Annotated in this window: 30 protein-coding genes and 1 pseudogene; 22 read left to right on the forward strand and 9 right to left on the reverse strand. The window is 40.4% G+C overall.

Going from position 1 to position 22,597, the window contains the following annotated elements; genetic code table 11:
- The first annotated feature begins 30 nt into the window (after nt 1-30).
- The 15 genes from HLH14_RS09065 to pyrF all read left to right on the forward strand — a co-directional run bounded on the left by HLH14_RS09065 (nt 31) and on the right by pyrF (nt 10,975).
- The gene (locus tag HLH14_RS09065; RefSeq protein WP_086192787.1) at nt 31-645 is read left to right on the forward strand and encodes a TetR/AcrR family transcriptional regulator; all 615 of its coding nucleotides are present in this window, start codon (nt 31-33) and stop codon (nt 643-645) included.
- A 9-nt stretch (nt 646-654) separates the two neighbouring features.
- The gene (locus tag HLH14_RS09070) at nt 655-1,215 is read left to right on the forward strand and encodes a type II secretion system protein (RefSeq protein WP_171532948.1); all 561 of its coding nucleotides are present in this window, start codon (nt 655-657) and stop codon (nt 1,213-1,215) included.
- Complete coding sequence (gene gspI / locus HLH14_RS09075) at nt 1,205-1,615, forward strand: type II secretion system minor pseudopilin GspI (RefSeq protein WP_171532949.1); 411 nt, start codon at nt 1,205-1,207, stop codon at nt 1,613-1,615. The genes HLH14_RS09070 and gspI overlap by 11 nt, the downstream gene beginning before the upstream one ends.
- Nucleotides 1,615-2,304: a type II secretion system minor pseudopilin GspJ gene (gene gspJ / locus HLH14_RS09080; protein ID WP_171532950.1), complete on the forward strand. Its 690-nt coding sequence runs from the start codon at nt 1,615-1,617 to the stop codon at nt 2,302-2,304. Before gspI ends, gspJ begins: the two co-directional genes overlap by 1 nt.
- A gap of 21 nt (nt 2,305-2,325) precedes the next feature.
- Nucleotides 2,326-3,273, forward strand: coding sequence for a type II secretion system minor pseudopilin GspK (gene gspK, locus HLH14_RS09085; RefSeq protein ID WP_171532951.1), 948 nt, complete (start codon nt 2,326-2,328; stop codon nt 3,271-3,273).
- Nucleotides 3,274-3,431: 158 nt separating this feature from the next.
- The gene (locus tag HLH14_RS09090; protein WP_171532952.1) at nt 3,432-4,028 is read left to right on the forward strand and encodes a 6-pyruvoyl trahydropterin synthase family protein; all 597 of its coding nucleotides are present in this window, start codon (nt 3,432-3,434) and stop codon (nt 4,026-4,028) included.
- A 48-nt stretch (nt 4,029-4,076) separates the two neighbouring features.
- Complete coding sequence (ung, locus tag HLH14_RS09095; RefSeq protein ID WP_171532953.1) at nt 4,077-4,790, forward strand: uracil-DNA glycosylase; 714 nt, start codon at nt 4,077-4,079, stop codon at nt 4,788-4,790.
- Nucleotides 4,787-5,911 carry an enoyl-CoA hydratase/isomerase family protein gene (locus HLH14_RS09100; RefSeq protein ID WP_171532954.1) on the forward strand — a complete coding sequence of 375 codons (1,125 nt, stop codon included), beginning with the start codon at nt 4,787-4,789 and terminating at the stop codon, nt 5,909-5,911. The genes ung and HLH14_RS09100 overlap by 4 nt, the downstream gene beginning before the upstream one ends.
- Nucleotides 5,912-5,913: 2 nt before the next feature.
- A complete protein-coding gene (gene tadA / locus HLH14_RS09105) occupies nt 5,914-6,453 on the forward strand; it encodes a tRNA adenosine(34) deaminase TadA (protein WP_171532955.1) in 540 nt (179 codons plus the stop codon).
- 40 nt (nt 6,454-6,493) lie between these two features.
- On the forward strand, nt 6,494-6,925 hold the full coding sequence (locus HLH14_RS09110; RefSeq protein ID WP_171532956.1) for an SRPBCC family protein: 432 nt from the start codon (nt 6,494-6,496) through the stop codon (nt 6,923-6,925).
- A 17-nt stretch (nt 6,926-6,942) separates the two neighbouring features.
- Complete coding sequence (gene cmk, locus HLH14_RS09115) at nt 6,943-7,626, forward strand: (d)CMP kinase (RefSeq protein WP_131270756.1); 684 nt, start codon at nt 6,943-6,945, stop codon at nt 7,624-7,626.
- Nucleotides 7,627-7,734: 108 nt separating this feature from the next.
- Entirely contained in the window at nt 7,735-9,411 is a 1,677-nt protein-coding gene (gene rpsA / locus HLH14_RS09120) for a 30S ribosomal protein S1 (RefSeq protein ID WP_171532957.1), read from the forward strand.
- Nucleotides 9,412-9,571: 160 nt separating this feature from the next.
- Complete coding sequence (locus HLH14_RS09125; RefSeq protein ID WP_067726064.1) at nt 9,572-9,874, forward strand: integration host factor subunit beta; 303 nt, start codon at nt 9,572-9,574, stop codon at nt 9,872-9,874.
- Between the two features lie 24 nt (nt 9,875-9,898).
- Nucleotides 9,899-10,258 (forward strand): lipopolysaccharide assembly protein LapA domain-containing protein, encoded by a 360-nt coding sequence (locus tag HLH14_RS09130; RefSeq protein WP_067726066.1) that lies wholly within the window; start codon nt 9,899-9,901, stop codon nt 10,256-10,258.
- Between the two features lie 36 nt (nt 10,259-10,294).
- Nucleotides 10,295-10,975 (forward strand): orotidine-5'-phosphate decarboxylase, encoded by a 681-nt coding sequence (gene pyrF, locus HLH14_RS09135; RefSeq protein WP_171532958.1) that lies wholly within the window; start codon nt 10,295-10,297, stop codon nt 10,973-10,975.
- Between the two features lie 133 nt (nt 10,976-11,108).
- Here pyrF and HLH14_RS09140 read toward each other — a convergent pair whose 3' ends face one another.
- Entirely contained in the window at nt 11,109-12,017 is a 909-nt protein-coding gene (locus tag HLH14_RS09140) for a LysO family transporter (protein WP_171532959.1), read from the reverse strand.
- 51 nt (nt 12,018-12,068) lie between these two features.
- Entirely contained in the window at nt 12,069-13,580 is a 1,512-nt protein-coding gene (locus HLH14_RS09145; RefSeq protein ID WP_171532960.1) for a flavin-containing monooxygenase, read from the reverse strand.
- Nucleotides 13,581-13,733: 153 nt separating this feature from the next.
- Here HLH14_RS09145 and HLH14_RS09150 point away from each other — a divergent pair, with 153 nt between their 5' ends.
- From HLH14_RS09150 to HLH14_RS09170, 5 genes and pseudogenes are all read left to right on the forward strand, one after another.
- A complete protein-coding gene (locus HLH14_RS09150; RefSeq protein WP_171532961.1) occupies nt 13,734-14,741 on the forward strand; it encodes an AraC family transcriptional regulator in 1,008 nt (335 codons plus the stop codon).
- A gap of 84 nt (nt 14,742-14,825) precedes the next feature.
- A complete protein-coding gene (gene zapE, locus HLH14_RS09155; protein ID WP_171532962.1) occupies nt 14,826-15,974 on the forward strand; it encodes a cell division protein ZapE in 1,149 nt (382 codons plus the stop codon).
- A gap of 359 nt (nt 15,975-16,333) precedes the next feature.
- Nucleotides 16,334-18,499 (forward strand): malate synthase G, encoded by a 2,166-nt coding sequence (locus HLH14_RS09160; protein WP_171532963.1) that lies wholly within the window; start codon nt 16,334-16,336, stop codon nt 18,497-18,499.
- A gap of 78 nt (nt 18,500-18,577) precedes the next feature.
- Entirely contained in the window at nt 18,578-19,048 is a 471-nt protein-coding gene (locus HLH14_RS09165) for a hypothetical protein (protein WP_171532964.1), read from the forward strand.
- Nucleotides 19,049-19,295: 247 nt separating this feature from the next.
- A pseudogene (locus HLH14_RS09170) lies at nt 19,296-19,748 on the forward strand (SOS response-associated peptidase family protein); the annotation flags it as partial.
- A 130-nt stretch (nt 19,749-19,878) separates the two neighbouring features.
- Here the strand turns inward: HLH14_RS09170 and HLH14_RS09175 are convergent.
- From HLH14_RS09175 to HLH14_RS09205, 7 genes are read right to left on the reverse strand one after another with little or no spacing between them, the layout of a single operon-like run.
- Nucleotides 19,879-20,100: a hypothetical protein gene (locus HLH14_RS09175; protein ID WP_171532965.1), complete on the reverse strand. Its 222-nt coding sequence runs from the start codon at nt 20,098-20,100 to the stop codon at nt 19,879-19,881.
- Complete coding sequence (locus HLH14_RS09180) at nt 20,100-20,435, reverse strand: hypothetical protein (protein ID WP_171532966.1); 336 nt, start codon at nt 20,433-20,435, stop codon at nt 20,100-20,102. Before HLH14_RS09180 ends, HLH14_RS09175 begins: the two co-directional genes overlap by 1 nt.
- Nucleotides 20,432-20,746, reverse strand: coding sequence for a hypothetical protein (locus HLH14_RS09185; RefSeq protein WP_171532967.1), 315 nt, complete (start codon nt 20,744-20,746; stop codon nt 20,432-20,434). The genes HLH14_RS09180 and HLH14_RS09185 overlap by 4 nt, the downstream gene beginning before the upstream one ends.
- Complete coding sequence (locus HLH14_RS09190; RefSeq protein ID WP_171532968.1) at nt 20,739-21,071, reverse strand: hypothetical protein; 333 nt, start codon at nt 21,069-21,071, stop codon at nt 20,739-20,741. Before HLH14_RS09190 ends, HLH14_RS09185 begins: the two co-directional genes overlap by 8 nt.
- Complete coding sequence (locus tag HLH14_RS09195; protein WP_171532969.1) at nt 21,071-21,232, reverse strand: hypothetical protein; 162 nt, start codon at nt 21,230-21,232, stop codon at nt 21,071-21,073. The genes HLH14_RS09190 and HLH14_RS09195 overlap by 1 nt, the downstream gene beginning before the upstream one ends.
- Nucleotides 21,232-21,822: an HNH endonuclease signature motif containing protein gene (locus HLH14_RS09200; protein WP_171532970.1), complete on the reverse strand. Its 591-nt coding sequence runs from the start codon at nt 21,820-21,822 to the stop codon at nt 21,232-21,234. Before HLH14_RS09200 ends, HLH14_RS09195 begins: the two co-directional genes overlap by 1 nt.
- Nucleotide 21,823: 1 nt before the next feature.
- Nucleotides 21,824-22,039, reverse strand: a complete 216-nt coding sequence (locus HLH14_RS09205; RefSeq protein ID WP_235940485.1) for a hypothetical protein — start codon at nt 22,037-22,039, stop codon at nt 21,824-21,826.
- Here HLH14_RS09205 and HLH14_RS15835 point away from each other — a divergent pair, their 5' ends adjacent.
- Nucleotides 22,040-22,153 carry a major capsid protein gene (locus HLH14_RS15835; protein WP_235940486.1) on the forward strand — a complete coding sequence of 38 codons (114 nt, stop codon included), beginning with the start codon at nt 22,040-22,042 and terminating at the stop codon, nt 22,151-22,153. It begins immediately after the preceding gene.
- 9 nt (nt 22,154-22,162) lie between these two features.
- Nucleotides 22,163-22,597: a gp436 family protein gene (locus tag HLH14_RS09210; protein ID WP_171532971.1), complete on the forward strand. Its 435-nt coding sequence runs from the start codon at nt 22,163-22,165 to the stop codon at nt 22,595-22,597.

Genomic DNA, 22,597 nt, shown 5'->3' on the forward strand with positions numbered 1-22,597 from the left:
ACAAGCGCATAAGAGAGTTACAGGGTGAAGATGGATCGTCAGGCTCAGTTTCGAGCAAGAGAAGCGTTAATTTTTCAGGTTGCAGAGCAACTGTTATTAGAAAATGGCGAATCAGGGATGACGCTTGATGCGTTGGCCGCAGAACTCGATCTAGCGAAAGGGACTCTATATAAACATTTCCAAAGTAAAGATGAACTCTACATGCTTCTCATTATCCGTAATGAGAAGATGTTGCTCGAGATGATTAAGGATGCGGAGAAAGCCTTTCCAGAACATCTGGCTTTCTTTATGTTGCATCATTTACATCATCCAGAACGTACAGTGCTGTTCCATCAAATTGAAGAACGTCTTTCTACCACAGGTGTAGGCATTCATCATTTGTTTAGTGAGCTGTATCAGGTGAGAAAGCAGCGCTTACGGATTATTTTTCGTATGACTGAAAGCTATTTAGAAAGTATTCAAAGTAGTATGTCAGTACGGGATTATTTGGCTTCAATTTGGGCATTAACTCACGGTGCAGCGGCAATCCTGAATTCTAGTTTTTATCAGCGTTATTTGGGCTCACGCGACACATTGCGTGTGGCTTATATTGACCAAGCCTTGGCGATGCCGAAACAAACCCGTTCTACGGAACAATTTGCCTAAAGGTATGCCATGAAGCACACAGGGTCATCATCAATTCGCGGTTTTACCTTAATAGAGTTGATGGTGGTTATTGTGATTATGGCGATCATGGCATCTTTAATTTTAACCAATATTAATGGTGTTGATCAGCGTAAAGCCATGCAGGCACGTGAAGTGTTTATCATGGATTTACGCAGGATGAATCGTGAAGCCAATGATCAGGCTCGCATTTTTGCACTTGAGGTTCAAACTGGCACAGATGTGTCGCCATTTCGTTATGGTGTTGTTGAATATTTGGTCCCATCCCTTCAAGCTACACAAAATTCAGTACTTAATGAAAATAAAAAATGGCAAGACTATTCAGAGTTTGAAAAGCGCGCTTTACCCGAACATGTTTCCTTCAATGTGCAATCGCTCGATTATGCATATGAAAATGCCAATAATGATGATTTGCTGAATGCAAATGCACCGAAATTACTGTGGCTAGGTAATGGCGAAGCGAAACCTGTACGGATTCAGTTTTATTTCGAGCAACGCCCAATTGGTGAAGAAATTGAGATTGATCATTTAGGTAAAATCAATGAAAGCTAGATACTCCAAGCATAGTTCTTCGTCGTCTTGCGCAGGTTTTACGTTATTGGAAGTCATGGTGGCTTTAGCAATTTTCGCGACCGCTGCAATCGCTTTTACCAAAGTGGCAATGCAATATACCCAAGCGACATCAAACGCAATTTTACACACCAAAGCGCAATTCGTTGCTTTAAACGAAGTTGCCGTAATGGAAATTAACCAAGAGTGGTTGCAGGGAACACAGTCCAAACAGATTACCCAGCAAGGTGAAACTTGGCAAATTGATAAGTCTGCCCAATCCACGATTAGCCCAAATGTGCAACGTATTGAAGTACAAGTCAGTTTGTTTAATGCTGAATCAGGTAAAGTGGAATCCGGTATTACCAATCTGGTTTTCTTTAACTATAAGGCTAAAGTTTGATGCAACCGAAAAATAAAAAAAATCAAACTCGACATTCACAGCATCGCTCAGGCTTTACCTTGGTTGAATTGTTGGTCGCAATTGCCATATTTGCGGTACTTTCGGCACTGGGTTGGAAAGTTTTTGATTATCTGATCAAAGTCAAAGAGCGCAATACTGAACATGAAGTTAATTTGGGACAGTTGCAAGAAGCCTATCAACAAATTCTGCGTGATACCGTTCAAGCCGTGCCACTCAATGCCAATATGAATAACGATATTCAGCCTGCTTTGGTTTTGCAAAACGGCCGCTTTAATTTTAGTAAAACGGGTGTAACTGATCCTTTGCAGCAGGGTATTTCACCGGATGAGCGTGTTGAATACCAATATCGTGCAGATGAAAAGAAACTCTACCGTTTGAAATATCGTAATTTAAACAGCAGCGGACGCGATCAACCCGAATCCAGTGTGTTGTTAAATGATGTCGATCAGTTTGAAATTGTGGTGCTGAATCCGAATGAGTCAACTTCATGGCCGGATGGGCAAGTAGATTTAAATGATGCCACGCAAAAACAAATCTTGCCGAAAGGGATTAAGATTAAATTAACCGTGAAAGATGTTGCTTATGAATGGATTTTTAGTCTATTGAACACGGACTACTTAAAACAGCAGAACAATAATCAAAATAACAATTCAAATAATCCAACATAACCAAGTCTAAAGAGATTGAGCATGAAGCAGCAACAGGGTATTGCCTTAATTACGATCTTGGTGATGGTCGCATTAGCAACGATTCTTGCTGCGACGATTGCCAAACGTCAGGCCAATACTGCTGAAAATACCGCATATTTGATGCGTCAAAATCAATCATTGCTGTATGCCAAAAGCGCAGAAGCCTTTTTTTCAGAGCTTTTGGTGGATGATGCTGAAAATGCAGGTGATATCGATCATCTGCAAGAAAATTGGGCAAAACCGATGCCGGCTTTTCCGGTAGAAGATGGTTTTGTATCGGGGACTTTGCAGGACGAATCAGGAAAATTTAATTTAAATAGTTTGGTCAATAATGACGGTACACCGAATCCTCAATCGAAAGCCTGGTTTGAAAAACTGTTGCTACGTGTCGGGTTGCCTGAAAAATTGAGCGAAGCAGTGATTGATTGGCAAGATACTGATGATGAAACCATTGGTGCGATGGGGGCGGAAGCTAGCTACTATCAAGGCTTGCCGCAAGGCTATTTAGCGCCAAACAGTAAATTTCATAGCGTTGAAGAACTGAAACTGGTCCGTGGCTTTGAAGGTCAAAAATATCTGCAAATTGCAGATTATGTCAGTGCAGCACCTACATCAGAAAGTAAAGTTAATGTGAATACAGCATCCGCAATGCTGCTTGCGAGTCTTGATCCCAAGTTGGACGTCAATGCGATTGAACAAATCTTGCAGCAACGCCAGGCAAATTTAGAATATTTTTCAAACATTAATGATCTTTGGGTGATTGAGCCTTTTGCACAGGTCAATACTGATGTCCGCAATGAGGTGAATGATTTGCTGGGTGTGCAATCCAGTTATTTCAAAGCCAAGATTGAAGTGTTGTTAAGTGAGCGTAAACGTCAATTTAGTAGTGATTTGGTGCGTAAAGATAAAACGGTGTATGTGGCATATCGCAGTATGGCGCCATTTTAATCATATAAACCAACAAGCTGAAATATAATCGATCTTATTATCTTGTTTAAGTCGCATATGTTCTACCAATTGCTTTGAACTGTAAAATTAATGCCCAGACTTTCACTTTTGCTTTATAATCAAATTCAATTCACATATTTTTGATTGCATCACGGCACATGTTAATTCGTAAGTTATTTAAGTTTGAAAATGCTCATATTGTGCGAAATTGCACATCGGATCGCTGTAAGCGTTCGATTCATGGCCATAGTTATAAAGTTGAATTATTGCTTAAAGCTTCGAAGCTAGATCATGGTCAAATGGTGTATGACTTCGGATTGCTGAAGGGCGTAATCAAGGATATTTTTGACAGTTTTGATCATGCCATTTGTTTTTGGCAGCATGATGATGCTGAATATATTGAAGCCTGCAAAAAATTTAGTGCACGTTGGGTATCTTTACCTGTTTCTCCTTCTGCGGAACAATTTTCACGTATTTTCTTCTATTTAGCACAACAAGTGCTTGCGTCAACCGAAACCCAAAATGGGGAAGGGGATGTAGAGGTTTACTCGGTGATTGTGCATGAAACGGATACAGGTTATGCACAAAGCTTTATCGAAGATATTGAAAATGAGCAAATGGGTGTGCTGAGTCTTGAACAGATTGTGTTCTCTGAACAAGTTCAAGCCGAATGGACTGACCCTAATATGTATGAAAAATTACAACAAGGAATTAAATTCCAAAACCCGAGTGTTGATCTACAGGTACACATCTAAAGATCATTGAATCACGTGGTAGGTTTTAAAAAGGATTAGGAAGAAGTTATGTCTTTAACGGAACAACAGCAAGCTCAACTAGATAAAATTCAGTTAGATGCGAGTTGGAAAGGTGTTTTGAGTGATTTTTTTCTCAGCCCAAAAATGGATGACTTAAGGCAGTTTCTGATTGCTGAAAAACAGGCAGATAAAGTGATCTATCCCCCGAGTTCACTGATTTTTAATGCGTTAAATAAAACCCCATTAAACCATGTGAAAGTCGTTATTTTGGGGCAAGATCCTTATCATGGCCCCAACCAAGCACATGGATTAAGTTTTTCCGTGCAAAAGGGGCTTGCATTACCGCCATCTTTACGTAATATTTTTCATGAGTTGAATACCGATCTGGGTATTCCTATTCCGAAACACGGTGATTTAACCCGTTGGGCTGAACAAGGTGTGTTATTGCTGAATGCAGTTTTAACTGTTGAAGCAGGTCAACCCACTTCACATCAAAAACAGGGTTGGGAAGATTTTACCGATCATATTATTGATGTGTTAAACGAGCAGTGTGAGCATATTGTTTTTATTCTGTGGGGCGCCTATGCGCAACGTAAAGGTCAACGGATTGATCCGAATAAACACCTGATTTTAAAAGCTGCACATCCTTCGCCATTGGCAGCAAACCGTGGTGGTTTTTTTGGCTGTAAAGTATTTTCAAAAGCAAATAACTATCTGAAACAAAATGGCATTGAGCCGATAAATTGGCAGCTGGACGCATGACACAATCTCCTGAATTAAAAAATTATCATCCTGATCTTATTGTAGAAGAAGCAAAAAACGGCTGGCGCATTGTTCGCCTGAACCGTCCGAAATCTCTGCATGCTTTGGATGAATCCATTGTCACCGCACTTTTAGAAGTGTTCCAAGATTTTCAACATGATGATGCTGTTAAAGCCATTTGGTTGGATTCAACTACACCAAAAGCATTCTGTGCAGGTGGTGATGTTCGTAAACTTCGTCAATTGATCATTAATAATGAAGTAGAAACTGCAAATAAATTCTTTGAGCAAGAATACGCTTTAGATTTACTGTTGCATAACTATGCTAAGCCCGTGTTGATTTGGGGGGAAGGTTATGTAATGGGTGGTGGTCTGGGGCTATTCATGGCTGCACCATTCCGTTTAGTCACACCTTATTCGCGTTTGGCAATGCCTGAAATTAATATTGGTTTATATCCAGATGTGGGTGCGACACGTTTCTTGGCGGATCGTGGGGCGATAGGCTTATTTACTGGCTTAACCGGTTCAATCATGACTGCAGCCGGTGCTTATGGTATTGGCTGGGCGACGCATATTTGTGATGCACAGCGTGATTACGTGCTTGAAAAAGTCATTAACATTGATTGGGGACATTATCCAGCCGGCGATTTTCGTGCCATTGATGACACATTGAATGGCATGCATCGTCCAGTGGGTCCTGGGCCGTTGCAAAACTCATTAGATGTGATTCAGAGTGTTTGCCGTGGGGTGAACTTTGAACATGACTATGAATCAATTATTGGTTTAAGTGATGCACGTAGTGACTGGTTACGTCAGGCGAGTGAAAACTTGCAGAAAGGTTCGCCTACAACCGCTGCTTTAACATGGTTATTGTGGCAGTGGGGCAAGCAGGTTCATTCTTGGAATGAAGTGTTTGAACTTGAAACTCAAATTTCGGATTGGAAGATTCGTCATCCGGACTTTGTAGAAGGTGTTCGAGCACGCTTGGTGGATAAAGACCTTTCTCCTGAATGGACCAAAGGTACGGATTTTTCACTCAAAGCAATTTTGTCTGATTGTCCGCCTGTGACCAAAAATGAAAGCTGGAATAATTTGTTGAAACACTACGGTGTGATCGGTTAAGAATGACTGATGCAACACAATTGACAGATGAATACTGGATGCAGTTTGCCTACGAGCAAGCTGCCATTGCAGCATCGAAACAGGAAATTCCTGTCGGTGCGATTATTGTCAGTCAAAATCAAATTATTAGCGCAGGGTATAATGCGCCAATTTCTTTGAATGACCCGACTGCACATGCAGAAGTTCAAGCGCTGCGTCAAGCCTGTGCAAATCTTAATAATTATCGACTTCCGGAAGATTCAGTCCTTTATGTGACTTTAGAGCCTTGTACCATGTGTGTCGGGGCTTTGATTCATGCACGTGTATCTAAAGTGGTGTTTGGTGCAACCGAGCCCAAAGCAGGTTCCTTGATCAGTGCGAGAAAGTTATTTGAAACAGGGTATTATAATCATCAGTTTGATATTGAGGCTGGGTGTTTGAATGAACAATGTTCCAAACAACTCAGTGATTTTTTTAAGATGCGTCGTGAGCAAAAACGACTGCAGAGATTACAAGAAAAATCCCTAAATGATCAGAATCATAATTCAAACCATGTAAAATAGAATGACAATAAGTATTGTCAATTAAAATTTAGGATAAGTCATGAATTCCATTCAGGTAAAAAAAGAATTTAACGCACCCATCGAGCAGGTTTTTGATTTGTTATCAAAGCACTCAACTTATAATGTGGCTTTCGCACCGATTCAGGTAGAACGAATTAAAGACTCTGCAGATCCTGAACGTCCAGATGGGGTAGGTTCAGTGCGTCGTATGGGGTTTGGTCCAGTAAAACCACTGCAGGAACAAATTACCTTGCTGGAGCTTAATGAGCGTATTGAATATCAAATTATTAAAAATCCTTTGGTGAAACATCATTTAGGAATTATCGAGTTTGAAGCAAAAGATGCTGACAAAACTTTAGTGACTTACACCATTGAATTACAGGCGCGGGCACCATTTGTAAGTAAATTAATCCTTGCACAGCTTAAATCTGCGATTAAACTAGGTTTTTCAAAATTAGCTAAAACTGTATAGCGTAAAGTGGAAAATTAATGACAGTTCAAATTATTACTATCGATGGTCCAAGCGGTTCTGGAAAGGGCACACTTGCGGCTAAACTGGCAGCGCACTATCAATTTCATTTACTGGATTCTGGTGCTTTATATCGTTTGCTGGGGCTGTCATTACATCAACAAGACTTGCTGGATTGCCTGGATTCAGAACTTGATCGGTGCATTAAAATTGCAACAAATTTAGACATAAAGTTTGTTACAACTGAAGCCGGAACTCAGGTTCAACTCGACGGTGAAGATGTGACTCAAACCATTCGTACTGAACGTGTGGGTGAGTTTGCTTCAAAAGTTGCTGCAATTCCTGAACTTAGAGCTGCACTCTTAGAGCGTCAACGTGCTTTTGCGCAAGAACCGGGCTTGGTTGCAGATGGTCGTGATATGGCTACTTCTATTTTTCCTGAGGCTCAAGCCAAGATTTACCTGACTGCTTCGGCTGAATCCCGAGCGGCGCGACGTGTAAAGCAGTTGCAGGGTATGGGGCTAGATGTTAAAATAAACGACATTTTAGCTAATATACAAGCTCGAGACAAACGAGACATGGAGCGCACAGTCGCTCCGCTCAAGCCGGCAGCAGGTGCATATATCATTGATAGTTCAGACTTGGGCATCGATGAAGTATTCAAATTGATGACCAACTTTGTCGAAAAGCAATTAGCCAATTAACGAATTTTCAGCCAAAGCATAGCTAGATCAGTTTATTACGGACTATGTGGAGGCTTTATTAAACCGGCCTTGTCTGATCCAAGACCGCTGAACTTTATCAGGTATATCATGACCGAATCTTTTGCAGCCCTCTTTGAAGAAAGCGAATTAAATTTCAACGTTGAAAAGGGTGCTGTCATCCAAGGCGTTGTCGTAAGCATCGACTCTGACTGGGTAACAGTTGACACTGGCCTTAAATCAGAAGGTATTGTTGACCGCGCTGAATTCTTAAATGACCAACGTGAACTTGAAGTTCAAGTTGGTGATACTGTTGATGTTGTTGTTGAAGCTCTTGACAACGGTATGGGTCAAACAGTTCTTTCACGCGAAAAAGCAAAACGCGCTGAAACTTGGACTAAACTTGAAAAAATCTTTGAAGACGGCGAAATCGTTACTGGTGTTATCTCTGGTAAGGTTAAAGGCGGTTTCACTGTTGACATCGGTCCAGTTCGTGCGTTCCTTCCAGGTTCTTTAGTTGATACTCGTCCTATTCGTGATACTACTCACTTAGAAGGCAAAGAGTTAGAATTCAAAGTAATCAAACTTGACGCTAAACGTAACAACGTTGTTGTTTCACGTCGTGCAGTTATGGAAGCTGAATCTTCAGCTGACCGTGAAGCTCTTCTTGCTCAGCTTGAAGAAGGTCAAACAGTTACAGGTACGATCAAGAACCTTACTGATTACGGCGCATTCGTTGACCTTGGCGGTATCGATGGTCTTCTTCACATCACTGACATGGCTTGGAAACGCATCAAGCATCCTTCAGAAGTTGTTGAAGTTGGTCAAGAAGTTACTGTTAAAGTACTTAAATTTGACCGTGAACGTAACCGCGTATCTTTAGGCCTTAAACAATTAGGCGAAGATCCATGGTTAGCGATCATGAACCGTTACCCTAAAGGTTCAATCGTTAAAGCTCGCGTAACTAACCTTACTGATTACGGTTGTTTCGCTGAAATCGCTGAAGGCGTTGAAGGTTTAGTACACGTTTCAGAAATGGATCACACTAACAAAAACATCCACCCATCTAAAGTTGTTCAGATTGGTGACGAAGTTGATGTTATGGTTCTTGAAGTTGATGAAGAACGTCGTCGTATTTCTCTTGGTATCAAACAAACTCGTGCTAACCCATGGGAAGAGTTTGCTAAAGACCACGACAAAGGCGAAAAAGTTTCTGGTACGATCAAATCTATCACTGACTTTGGTATCTTCATCGGTTTACCAGGCGGTATCGATGGTCTAGTTCATTTATCTGACATTTCTTGGAACGAACAAGGCGAAGAAGCTATCCGTCGTTACAAGAAAGGTGACACTGTAGAAGCTGTTATCTTGTCTGTAGATGCTGAAGGCAACCGTATCAGCCTTGGTATCAAACAAATGAACAACGATCCGTTCAATGATTTCTTGGCAACTAACGAACGCGGTGCTTTGGTTAAAGGTACTGTGACTGCTGTTGATGCTAAAGGCGCAACTATTAAGTTAGCTGACGAAGTTGAAGCGTCTCTTAAAGCTTCTGAAATCAACCGCGATCGCGTTGAAGATGCAACTAAGTTCCTTGAAGTTGGTCAAGAAGTTGAAGCTAAAATCATCAACGTAGACCGCAAATCACGCTCTATCAACTTGTCTATCAAAGCGAAAGACGAAGCTGAAGAGAAAGAAGCAGTTGCTAACTTGAAAACAGTAACAACTACTTCAGAAAATGGTCCTAAGACTATTGGTGATTTGATCAAAGCTCAAATGGGCAACTAAGTAGGCGTTAAAATGTATTGTTAATGTAAATTAACTAATACTTTTTACACAAATACTGTAAACGGTAGCGTAGTATTAACTTATTGCGCTACCGTTTTGTATTTAAACACGTTATTATCGGATCATCTACAAAGTAGCTTGATAATTAAAGAGGTCGCAGATGACTACGGAAGCACTTAATAAGTCTGACTTAATAGAGCGAATTTCCCTTAAAAATCCACACTTAGCAGAGCCTTTGGTCGAAGAAGCTGTTAAAATTATGATTGATCAAATGATAGCCGCTTTATCATCTGATAATCGTATTGAAATTCGTGGTTTTGGCAGTTTTGCTTTGCATCACCGTGATCCACGTGTGGGGCGTAATCCTAAAACAGGAAAGTCTGTTGAAGTGGCTGCAAAAGCAGTTCCACACTTTAAACCTGGTAAGGCGTTACGTGATGCAGTAAACGAATCTGCACAGTAATAAAGAATTCCAAAAGGGGTATTTATGCGTTACGTACTGGTTGCTTTGCTCATTGTGCTGTTTGGCTATTCACTGGCTTTAGTTTTACAAAATGGTACTGAGTTAAGCGTAGATCTGCTATTTACTCAAGTTCCTGCTATGCGTTTAGGCTTATTGTTATTGCTAACTTTAGCTTTGGGTGTGGTATTGGGTTTATTGTTAGGTGTGCAAATTTTCCGAGTATTTCAAAATAATTGGGAAATTAAACGACTGCGTAAAGACATTGAATATCTCCGGAAAGAGCAAATTCAAACTGCCCAATTGGCTGCTGCTGAAGCTGCAGCTCATACCAGGCATGAAAAAACTGTATTAGATATTACCAACGAAAATAAAAGCCCATTATAATGGGCTTTCTTTTTGTCTGACTGAAGGTAAATTCTCTTGAGTATCATTGTTGCACTGGATGCTAAAAGCCAATATGACGCGTTAACCATTGCAGAGCAATTAGATCCTGCACTATGTCGAGTAAAAGTTGGTAAAGAGTTATTTACCCATGAAGGTCCAAGTGTAGTTAAAGCATTACACGACAAAGGCTTTGAGGTTTTCCTGGACTTAAAATTCCATGATATTCCAAATACAACGGCTCAAGCAGTATGTGCAGCTGCTGATCTTGGTGTATGGATGGTAAATGTACACGCATCAGGTGGTCGTAAGATGATGGAAACCTGTGCGGAGCGCTTAAAAGCAGGTAACTACAACACTCAACTGATTGCTGTGACTGTGTTGACTTCAATGGGTCGTGATGACTTGAAAGATATCGGTTTGGATATTGAGCCATTTGAACAAGTAAAACGCCTTGCTAAACTCACTCAAGACAGTGGTCTGGACGGTGTCGTTTGTTCAGCTCAAGAAGCGAAAATGCTTCGTGAGACATTAGGTCCGGATTTTGCTTTAGTCACTCCGGGTATTCGCCCAGCAGGTTCTAATGCAGATGATCAAAAACGTATTGTGACTCCAAAGCAAGCGATGCTTGATGGTTCAACGCATTTGGTGATTGGTCGTCCGATTACCCAATCAGAAAACCCAAGTCAAACCTTGCGTGATATTTTGGCGACAATTTAATCTGAATTTGATGTATTCAAAAGCCGACTTAATGTCGGCTTTTTTGTTTTAATTCTTTTAAATTCTCCCTCATCTTCCTTTGAAAAAGGAGGGGATAATCCCTAAATGTAAATAAAGGATTTAGTCAGATTATTTATAAAGCTGCCAATACACTCACTGCAATCGGCGCAAGTATAGAAAGAATAAATCCACTGACCATGGCATGCGGAATAAACTGATTGCCACAGGCTTGTTTTACCATGGGAAGGGTGACATCCATAGCGGTTGCTGCAGCGGATGAAATAGCAGAGCGAGGGTAGCGCCAGCCAATGCTATACATCAAAAGAATCGCAATAATTTCTCTAAATAAGTCATTCATTAGTGCAATGCTACCCAGCTCGGCATTTTTTAATTCAGTCACCACAATGCCTGTCATGGAATAAAAACCATAACCTTGAGACAGCATAATCAGGTCTTTGAGGCTAATGTCTTTAACAATTGTTGCGGTAAAAAAGGCACCGGCTAATGAACCGACAATACAACCGATCGGTACCAGCATGATTTTCCAGTTCAGCCATGAGCGGTCGAGTGGGGAATAAGCTAAATCTAAACCAATCAAGAACATGAAGATGAGCAGTAGATTCCATGTGCTCACATGCAGGCTATAATCAAAATGATTAAATATTTCAGCAAGTCCATACCCTAATGCGAGTGCAATAAAAGCATAACTAATGTTAAGTAGCGATTTAACCAGTAACTCTGCGGATACTTTACCTTGTGTGGGTTGGTAGCCAATACTTTTAAACAGGATGTAGCAGCAGAGAAAAGCACCTAGTGATGTTGCAATCGAGAGTGTTAGTGCATTGGATAAAATTTGCAGCGGACTGCTTATGCTGTGTAGTGTTTGAGAAAATTCAATTGCGATGGCAATCAGCAGTATGTAAGTAAAATAGGGTAGAACTTTAAATGCTAAACTTTCTAAGCACTGAGGAAGTTTACGTGCAAGAACGAATCCAAGGAATAAACAGAGAAGAAGTTGGATGATCAACCAGAGCGATTGCATACAAAAAGTCGGCAGGTGAAAAGACACCTGCTTATTATGACCATTAAGTATTTAGGCTGCACGACTTGCAGATGTTTTATTTAGCAGGCGGTAATCTGCGGGATTAAGTTTTTTGGTTTTTAACCAATATTTCCATGTATAAGTGGGCCAAAGTGCAAAATTTTTGCCCCCATCTTGCTGATACCAGCTCACACATCCAGATTGCCAAATAGTTCCATTAAGAAGGCTTTGTACTTCTGCATTGAATTGATCTTGGACTTGATCTTTCACCACAATTGCATGGCTATGGGTGTATTTGACCAGCTGAATCATTTGTAAGATGTAATTGATCTGTGACTCGATCATAAAAATAACAGAGTTGTGTGCCAAAACTGTATTGGGTCCTAAAAGTTGGAAAAAATTCGGAAAATGTTTGGTGCAAATGCCATAAAAACTTTCTGCACCATCATGCCAAGCCTCTCGTAAATCAAGACCATTTTCTCCGGTACATTTAAATGATTTTAAATAGATACGGGGGTCGGTAATAAAGCCTGTACCGTAAATTAGGCAATCAATTTTACGTTCTTTACCATCTTTGCTAATGATGCTGTTGGTGGTTAGTTCTTGAATGCCATCTGTAACCAGTTTGACATTACGTCGATTAAAGGTTGGATAGTACTTATTGGACACTAAGATTCGCTTGCAACCCATGATGTAATCAGGCGTGAGTCTTTGAGCCAGGTTTTTATCTTTCACTTGATATTTAATATAGGCTTCCGCAAGTTTTTGGGTGTATTTCATAATGGTTGGTTTAACAATAGGGATTACGCGTGATTCATTTGACCAATAGAGACGTGCGCGATGCAGCTTTCTAAACCAATCAAGCTGATTAAACAGCTTTTTTTCTAAACCTGAATAATTGCGTTCATCGCGTGGAATGACCCAAGCTGCGGTACGTTGAAATACATACAGTTGCTTAACTTGGGGAGCAATTTCAGGAATGTACTGAATGGCGCTACCGCCCGTACCAATGGATGCAACATTTTTATTGCTGAGGTCGTATTGATGATCCCATTGCGATGAATGAAAAACTTTACCCTGAAACTTTTCAATACCTTTGATGTGTGGAATTTGCGGAACATGTAAAGGGCCAGATGCGAAAACAACAAATTGAGCAATCAGTGTTTTTTCATTATTTAATATCAACTTCCAGTCACAACTTTGTTGATTGTATTCGGCAGCCAAAACTTCACAGTTAAATTGACAGTATTTTTTTAAATCAAAGCTGCTCATCAAGCTTTGGATGTAGGCAAAAATTTCAGGTGCCTCGGCATAGCGCTTTGACCAGTCACTTTTAGCTGCAAAAGAAAGTGAATACATATGCGATTGCACATCACAGGCTGCGCCCGGGTATTGGTTCTCACGCCAGGTACCACCGACATCATTGGCTTTTTCCAAGATGATAAAATCATGAAAATTGTTTTGTAATAAACGAATGGCCATCGCTAATCCACCAAATCCTGCTCCAATAATGGCAACCTGAGTTTGTTGTGGTATTTGCTTGCTTTGATTTGTATCGCGCATTTTTTATGGCCTTGGGTCTATTTTCTTAGACCTTAAATGAATAAATCAGTCCGCAACATGATAGGCATGACAAAAAAATTGATAGATTCGGCAATGTGCAAGCGTGGAATTTTATAGTAAAAAATGGTCATATTCTTTTAATTAGAAAATGCTATGAAAAGATCAATTCTTGGCTTGATGTATTTAATTCAAGGCATGCGTAAAGCTGGGATTGCAGTTGATCAAAAACTTCAAAGTATTGGGCTGCGTGCTGAGGCATTGGACCCAAGTTCAACGATTCATCCCAGTTTAGAGTGGGATGTTCTAAAAGTTATTGGGCAAGATGTTGCACCTGAAAAAGGTTTGTTTATCGGGCAGCATTATGCGCTTGCTGGCTATGGGCCTTTACTCATGTTGTTGGTCAGTAGTGAAAATGTGCGTACAGCTTGGGAGCAGGGTATTAAGTATCAGCCTTTAACTCATCTCACTGGGGCTTTAAGCCTGAAATATACAGAGCGCAAAGTTGCTTTGTGCTACGAGCCACAAGATTTAAACAGTGATCTTGGTTTGCTACGTGCGCAATGTGAAATTTCAGGTACCTATAAATTTATCCAAGATCTTTATAAAATGATGGGATTGAGCATTCCTCAAATTCATATTGAATTGCCATTTTCGCAACCAGAAAACCAAGCGTTCTTAAAGACCTATCATGATTACTATGGTTTAGATTTACAGTTTGGCTCGAAATGTGCAGAATTTTGGTTTGATAATACAGTACTGAATGTTCAGATTCCTTCTGCAGATAAAATGAGTTTTAAAATCTATGAAAGTAAATGTATTGCTGAATTAGAACGCTTAAGAATAGATGAACAAGTGCCATCTTTGGTGCAACGCGTGCAAGATTATTTAGAGTTACAGCAAGGGGTAATGCCAACGATGGCGGAAACGGCACAAGCTTTGCAAATTCCAGAGCGAACCTTGCGCCATCAATTGCAGCAATTACAAAGCAGTTATAAACAAATACGTGAACAACTGATTAAAGATAAAGCCTTAAGGTTGATAGAGTATAAAGAGTATTCTATTGAAATGATTGCAGAATTACTGGGCTATTCAGAGCCGGCGGCTTTTAATCATGCCTTTAAAAGATGGTTTGGATATAGTCCACGCCAGTACTTTAAATAGCCTAAGTCTATTAATGCCAAAGTGTTATATATTCCATCCCAAACTTCGCTATACTTTCAATAGCCTAAAATAGTATTCAATGATATGTCAGACTTAAATTCTAAGCACAGCACCGCCTTTATTCCTTTGTCACCTGCAGAACGTTATGCGCAAGCGATCTCTTCTGGTCAGTTCATGCCGGATGATGCACAGGCGCAAGCTGTCCATGAGTTGGATCGTGTTTGGCAAGAACTGCTGCAGCGTTTTAAGGCATCAAAAAAAGCCTTCCGTCGTTTCCGTCGTCAAACATCTCCTAAAGGGGTGTATATGTGGGGCGGTGTCGGGCGTGGAAAAACCTGGTTGATGGATCAGTTTTTTGATTCAATTCCTTTTCGTCGCAAAATGCGCATGCATTTCCATCATTTTATGCAGCATGTGCATCGTGAATTGAATAAATTATCGGGACAGCGTAATCCACTTGAGTTGGTTGCTGACCAAATTTATCAACAAGCGGTGGTGATTTGTTTTGATGAATTCTTTGTATCGAATGTTACCGATGCGATGATTTTAAGCGAACTGTTCCAAAAATTATTTGATCGCGGGATCACACTGGTTGCAACATCGAACATTGCCCCAGATGGTTTGTATAAAAATGGGATTCACCGTGACCGTTTTATCCCAACCATTGAGATGGTGAAAAAGAACTGTGTCGTGCTGAATGTGGATGCAGGTGTGGATTATCGTCTGCGTGTGCTCAAACAAGCGCAATTGTTTAAATCACCATTGACGCATGATCATAGAAACTGGATCGCACAGCGTTTTACTGCTTTGACCCAAACTCAAAAAATTTCCCAAGAGCCGATTATTATCAATAACCGTATTGTGGAAACCGTTGGGCATACTGAAGATGTTTTATGGTGTGAATTTTCGGATTTGTGCTTTAAGCCGCGTAGTCCAGCCGACTTTATTGAGATCGCCAATATTTACAATACCGTGCTGGTGAGTAATGTTCCGCATTTAACCGACTACTTGTCTGAAGGCGCACGTCGTTTTATTTATCTGGTCGATGAGTTTTATGATCGTGGGGTAAAATTGTTGTTAACCTCTGAAGATTCAATTATTGATATCTATCAGGGTGAAAAACTGGCCTTTGAAATTGAACGCACGCGTTCACGTTTACTGGAAATGCAGTCCGATGAGTATCTGAATGCAGAGCATAAACTAATCCAGAAAATAGAATCCCAAGCGAATTAAAATCAAGCGCCAGAAATGGCGCTTTTTTATTGCTAGAAAATGTGTATTTAGTCGACATTTAAGGCTGGTCATTGTTTAATCTTTGCTCTATAACTATACCAATGTCGGGTTTAACTGCTGTTTTATCTATAAATCTGCACTTAAGTCTAATTTCGACATTTCAAAAACTTTATAAACTGTAAAAAGGTATTCAAGTTGATGATGACATCGCATTTGTGAGCGGTATTTTATTTAATAATGTGCATATTTATTTTATAAAAAATGATCACTATTTAGCATTGTGATAGTACTATTCAGCTAGATTTAAATCGGTATACTAGAATCTCTTGTTATAAAAAGTAGCAATATCAGGAAAGACAATGACTGCACGTATTCAAAAAGGCAAGTTAGCGATTGCTAAAGAACTTTACGATTTCATCGAAAATGAAGCATTACCAGGTTCTGGTTTAGACAGCGAAACATACTGGAAAAACTTCGAGCAAGTCGTTGTTGATCTTAGTCCTAAGAATAAGGCGCTTTTAGCTAAGCGTGATGATCTTCAGGCTAAAATTGATGAATGGCACCGCAACAACAAATTTCAATTAGAAGCTTACAAAGCTTTCCTTACAGAAATTGGCTACTTATTACCAGAAGTAGAAGATTTCAAAATCAGCACAGAAAATGTCGACGAAGAAATCGCACTTTTGGCTGGTCCACAACTTGTAGTACCTGTACGTAACGCACGTTATTGCTTAAACGCGGCAAATGCGCGTTGGGGTTCTTTATACGATGCACTTTACGGTTTCGACGTAATCCCTGAAGAAGGTGGCGCGGAAAAAGGTAAAGGCTATAACCCAGTCCGTGGCGAAAAAGTCATTGCATTCGCGAAAAACTTCTTAAATGAAACTTTCCCGTTGGCAAATGGTTCGCATGCAGATGCAACAAAATACATAGTAGAGCACAATGCACTTGTTGTGACTTTAAAAGATGGTTCTACCACCACTTTAGTGCATCAAGCACAATTCGTTGGTTATAACGGCGAAGCTGCTGCACCGACTGAAATTGTATTTAAAAATAATGGATTGCATGTAATTGTTGAAATTGATGCAAGCAGCGCGATTGGTCAAACGGATGCAGCTGGTGTTAAAGATTTAGTACTTGAAGCTGCTGTAACGACCATTCAAGATTTAGAAGATTCGATTGCTGCAGTTGATGCAGAAGAAAAAGTGGAAGGCTACCGTAACTGGTTAGGCTTAATGCGCGGCACGCTCGAAGAATCAATCGAAAAAAATGGTAAAACTGTTACTCGTGCATTGAACAAAGATCGCACTCATAAAAATCTGATTGGTGGCGTGACATCTATTCACGGTCGTTCACTCATGTTGCTTCGTAATGTTGGACACTTGATGACCAATCCAGCCATTCTTGTAGATGGTGCGGAAATTTATGAAGGCATCATGGATGCGTTGGTTACACCATTGTTGTCTTTCGCAGACATTAAAGGTGAAAACGAAATCAAGAACTCGCGTAAAGGTTCTATGTATATCGTTAAACCAAAAATGCATGGTCCTGAAGAGGTTGCTTTTGCCGTTGAATTGTTTGAACGTGCTGAACAAGTATTAGGTTTACCGGCTAAAACGCTTAAAATCGGTATCATGGATGAAGAACGTCGTACATCTGTAAACTTGAAAAACTGTATCGCTCAAGCGAAAGACCGTACCATCTTCATTAACACGGGCTTCATGGACCGTACCGGTGATGAAATTCATACTTTCATGGAAGCTGGTCCTTTCGTTCGTAAAGGCGAAGTGAAATCTCAAATCTGGTTCCCGGCTTATGAGAACCGTAACGTGATGGTTGGCTTGAAAGCAGGCTTACGTGGTAAAGCACAAATTGGTAAAGGCATGTGGCCAAAACCAGATATGTTGCTCGACATGTACAAAACCAAAACTGAACATCCAGAAGCAGGTGCAAGCTGTGCATGGGTTCCGTCACCTGCAGGTGCGGTCATTCACGCGATTCATTATCACCAAATTAATGTAGCAAGCCGTCAGCAAGAATTGTTGGCGACTGAAGCATTACCTTTAGACGATTTGTTGACTCCGCCATTGGCTAAAGACACTAATTGGTCTGAAGAAGAGAAAACCAAAGAACTGGAAAATAACTGTCAGGGTATTCTGGGTTACGTGGTTCGTTGGGTTGATTTGGGTGTAGGTTGTTCTAAAGTTCTCGATATCAACAATGTTGGTTTGATGGAAGACCGTGCAACTTTACGTATTTCTTCTCAACACGTTGCGAACTGGTTGCGTCACGGTATTGTAACGCGTGCGCAGGTTGAAGAAGTGATGCAGCGTATGGCGAAAATTGTGGATGAGCAAAATGCCAATGATCCACTTTACACGCCAATGTCGAATGACTTTGAAAACAACATTGCTTTCCAGGCAGCTTCTGACTTGATCTTTAAAGGTGGTGAACAACCATCGGGTTATACAGAACCTCTATTGCATGCAGCACGTTTGAAATTAAAAGGTTATACAGGCGACTAATCCTGTGAACTGAATAAAAAAGCCTCCTTGTGAGGCTTTTTTTGTATATGATCGGCACATAATAATGGAGTATAAATCATGTATTTTTGGCGCACCGACCTATTAATCAAAGATTTGAAACAAAACAGCGTTAGCCAAGCTGATTTTAAAAATTATTATCTTGTCAGCGGTATTTTGACTTTGTTGGGCTTTTTTGCTTTAAGTCAGACAGGGATTGAAGAACTTAAAATCAGTTTGGCTGGATTTGTCATTAATTTAGGTTTATTGATCAGTTGGATCAATGCTGCTTTTAAAGCCAATTGCGGTGAAAAAGGTCATGCATTCTTAAACCGTTTCATTGCACTGTATTTACCGATTACCATCAAAATTACTATTTTTGCCATTGTAGTCATAATCTGTTTTGAACTGATTTTTAACGTTTTTAAAGGTCAGTTTGATGAAGTTCAACTTGCGCATATCGATGCGATTAAAAGTGCCGTGGTGGACATAGCAACTTCATTTTTAATTTACTGGCGTATATATGTTGCCATCAAAAAAGTGAACAGTTGATTTTGATCAGCGAATCATAAAATCAACCTCAGAATATAGCGTTCCCAGTTCTTTTTTGATTACGGTGGCAGGTCAAGCGGATGCTCCATTTGGTTATAAGAAAAACTCTGGTTTAGGATGCTTTAATGGGCAATGAAATTCTAGGAGTTTCACTTTACACATTGGCTGACGATTCCTAACGACCTAATACAGTCACATTGATACAGTTAAGGCTATAATCGAATAAGTTTAATCTAATACCTATGCTATGTGCGCAAACTTCAAACCATTGACACTTAAACAATTACAGGACTTAAAGCTACCGGATATTCCTTTTGAATATCCGGAAGAAGTTTATCCGGGGTATGACTTGCCTTTATTGTTTAAATCACAACAATATCTTGAGTGGCGTAAAGTGATGTTTGGTCTCGTTCCGAAATGGGCAGAAGATAAAACAATTGCATCTAAAACCTATAACGCCCGCAATGAAACTTTATCTCAGAAACCTACTTTTAATAATGCCTTGATGAAATGTAAATTTGGTGTCATTCCAGTGGCTGAGTTCTATGAGTCCAAGTATTTTGATCATAAGCCACAGCGTTGGGGTGTGCGTCGCAAAGATGGTCAAGCTATTTTTATTGCAGCACTTTATGAAATTGCTAAGATCGGGGATGAAGTGGTTCGTTCAGCCACCATGATCACGATGGATGCAAGTCATCATCATTAATATAAGTAATTGTTTTTAAATTATAATTATTATTTTAACTGCTTCATTACTCACAATATTACTCACATTTGGTTTTATTGTGAAAAAAAGGCCGCTAAATGCGACCTGTTTTTTATGCTTATACTTACGCATTCATGGTAACCATGTTATCACTATCTGGATTCACAATACACTCCAAAACATAGCTGTTCAGCCAATAGTTTTTTCGCCCATCCTTCATTGGTGATTTGATACGACCATCATTAATTCTGGCATAAAGCTCCTTTTCTGAAATATTCATTCTCAAAGCAAACTCAGCAGTAGAGATGCGACGCTCAGTATTCGTTAAATCAATTGCAACTCCCATTAAGAAACCTCCTTACATGCTTCAACATCTGCGATGGCTTGTTTTAAGGCAGCCTTAAGTTCTGGCGCTGTGTAATTTGACTCAGCATGTTCTTTTGCTCTAGCTAACCCGTAGTAATCACTCACCAACTCATGACTTTCAACAAGGCGTTTTAGGTCAGCCATCTTGACCATGCTATTTAAATCATCAACATAATCAGCTTTCGTTTTCTTGTAAAAATCCTCAGTTATAAACATTCTCGCATCATCTGTTACATGCGTATGGTTTTCATAGTGCTTAACAATGTCTTTAACAGTTCCTATTCCGTGAAATCCAACAAACTCATTCGCCTTCATGAAACCTCTCCCAAACTCAAAACCACACTTCTCGGCAATCCGCTTAAATAAGTGCTGAACAAGTGATACAACTTGTCCGCATTCATCTCATTAATTTCAATCAATGCACCTGTGCCAGACTGAACACGTTGTCTTGACCATCCGCGCATATCGAAAGTGAACTCATTATCAAAATCAACGGTATTTAAAATTGCATTGAATGAGCCGACATCACCAGCATTCCATGAATCGATGTAAGGCTTATCGCGTGCCGTCATGTTGTCGATCTGCAACTGAGCAAACTGGATGTTTGTTTTTTGGATTTCAGTCATTGGCTGGCTCCTGTTCTACAGGTGGTAATGGCAGCCAATGAGAGAAGTACACATTATTTGGATCTTCACAACCATCAATATTCTCCACACTGACAAAACCATAGTCATCATAAGTGAGAACTTGGCTGCCAGCTTTCGGCATGGCATTCTTAACCGAAATCCACTTCGGCACCGCTTGAGCTTTGGCTGCTTGCCATGCCTCCCAACAGGTTTGAGTGTGCTTATCAACATAAAAGCCTAGATCGAGCGCAAACTGCATAAAATGGGCGTCATAGCGTGATTCAAACCACGCTTCAAACGCTTCTCTTTCTTTCTGAATATCCATCACGCCACCTTCTTGTATTTTTCGTAATCTTTAGCAAGAACCCAGCAATTGCCATTTTTGCCAACACCAAGCAATTGCTCACCGTTTTGTATCTTGATGCGTCTAATCTGGATAACGCATCTTTCACGTATGCTCACTGCAAGCTGACCGACTTTAAACATCACGCCACCTTCAATTTATGAGTTTTGTCTTTAATTTTTGCCATCAGAATGCATGACTCATGTGTTTCTGGTGTGCTGTGCTTAATATATGATTGATTCAATCGAGCCAGTTCAGCACGTGTGATCAACATCAAGTTCTCAATCCGGCAATCAGTTCTGAGTGTATTTTTGAAAACTAAAGCATGGCCTTTTGGGATTTCTTTATTCACTTCACACCACACCACACGATGCTTTAATTCAAAAACATTTGGCTCGGCTGTTTTGACTTCGATATACCCATCTTTGGTAATTCGCTCAAAACCAACAGGTTTTGCATTCCAGCCTTTTTGACCTTTCTTAAAACTGGTAGCATTCGCACCCATGTAACCCTTCAAGCCATCATTCCAAGATTTCTGACCAGGTGAAAAACAACCGGTTCGACCTGTTTTTAATCCCATGCGCAAGCATTTTGCCTTGACACTATCAATCGAAAGCTTGCAGCCAAACTTCTCGTTAAACTTGCAAGCCAATTCAGCGCGTGGCGTTTCCTTGTGCTGACGTAAAAACATCAGCATTTCTTCGGTGTATTTGATTGCAATAGCTTTAGCCATATCAAACACTCACATTCATATCACCGACAGCAATCTGTGGTGTTTCCTGATTCGGGTTAAGACCCTTGTACTGAGCTACCAATTTCACAGCTTCCAATTGGGTTTTGTGCGCATCAACGATCTGTTCACTCACTTGTGAAATGACCTGGGCGCGCTTAACTTCAGACTCAAGACTGTCTTTGTCGGCCTTTGCCAAACGATCCAACTGCGCAAACAAATGCGTAAACAGTTCGACCGTGGTTTTGATCTGCATGTTCAATCAAACCAGTTGCCAATCGTGGCGAAGCCTAAAGCACTTGTGAAAGTGTCGGCTGCTGCATCAGCAGGCTAATGGTGACCTATGTACGCAGATCGAAGTGATTTGGTCTTGCGTTACGGTGAGAATGAGATTTCTCAATTAGAGCGAGGACTAACTGCTTCCGAGTCGGTTAGTTCTTACATCGAAGATGCATCTGATATTGCCGATGGTTATATCGGGGTCATCTACGATGTGCCGCTTTCCGATCCCCCTAAAAACTTAAAAATCTATATCTGTGATATTGCTCGTTTCTTGTTATGGCGTTCTAAAGCGTCAGATCAAGTGCGTCAGCGATATGAAGATGCAATCGGGTTTTTAAAACGCGTGGCGGATGGGAAGGCAACGCTTCTAATTCAGAACACTGAAACTCAGGAAGTAACCAAGCCTAAGAAAGTTAGAGCAAGCGCACCACTTGGAACGACGTACACAGGCGGTGTTTTCTCAAACGCAAAACTTGATGATATGCCGAGTCTTTAA

The organism is Acinetobacter terrae, from assembly GCF_013004375.1.
Classification (GTDB): Bacteria; Pseudomonadota; Gammaproteobacteria; order Pseudomonadales; family Moraxellaceae; genus Acinetobacter; species Acinetobacter terrae.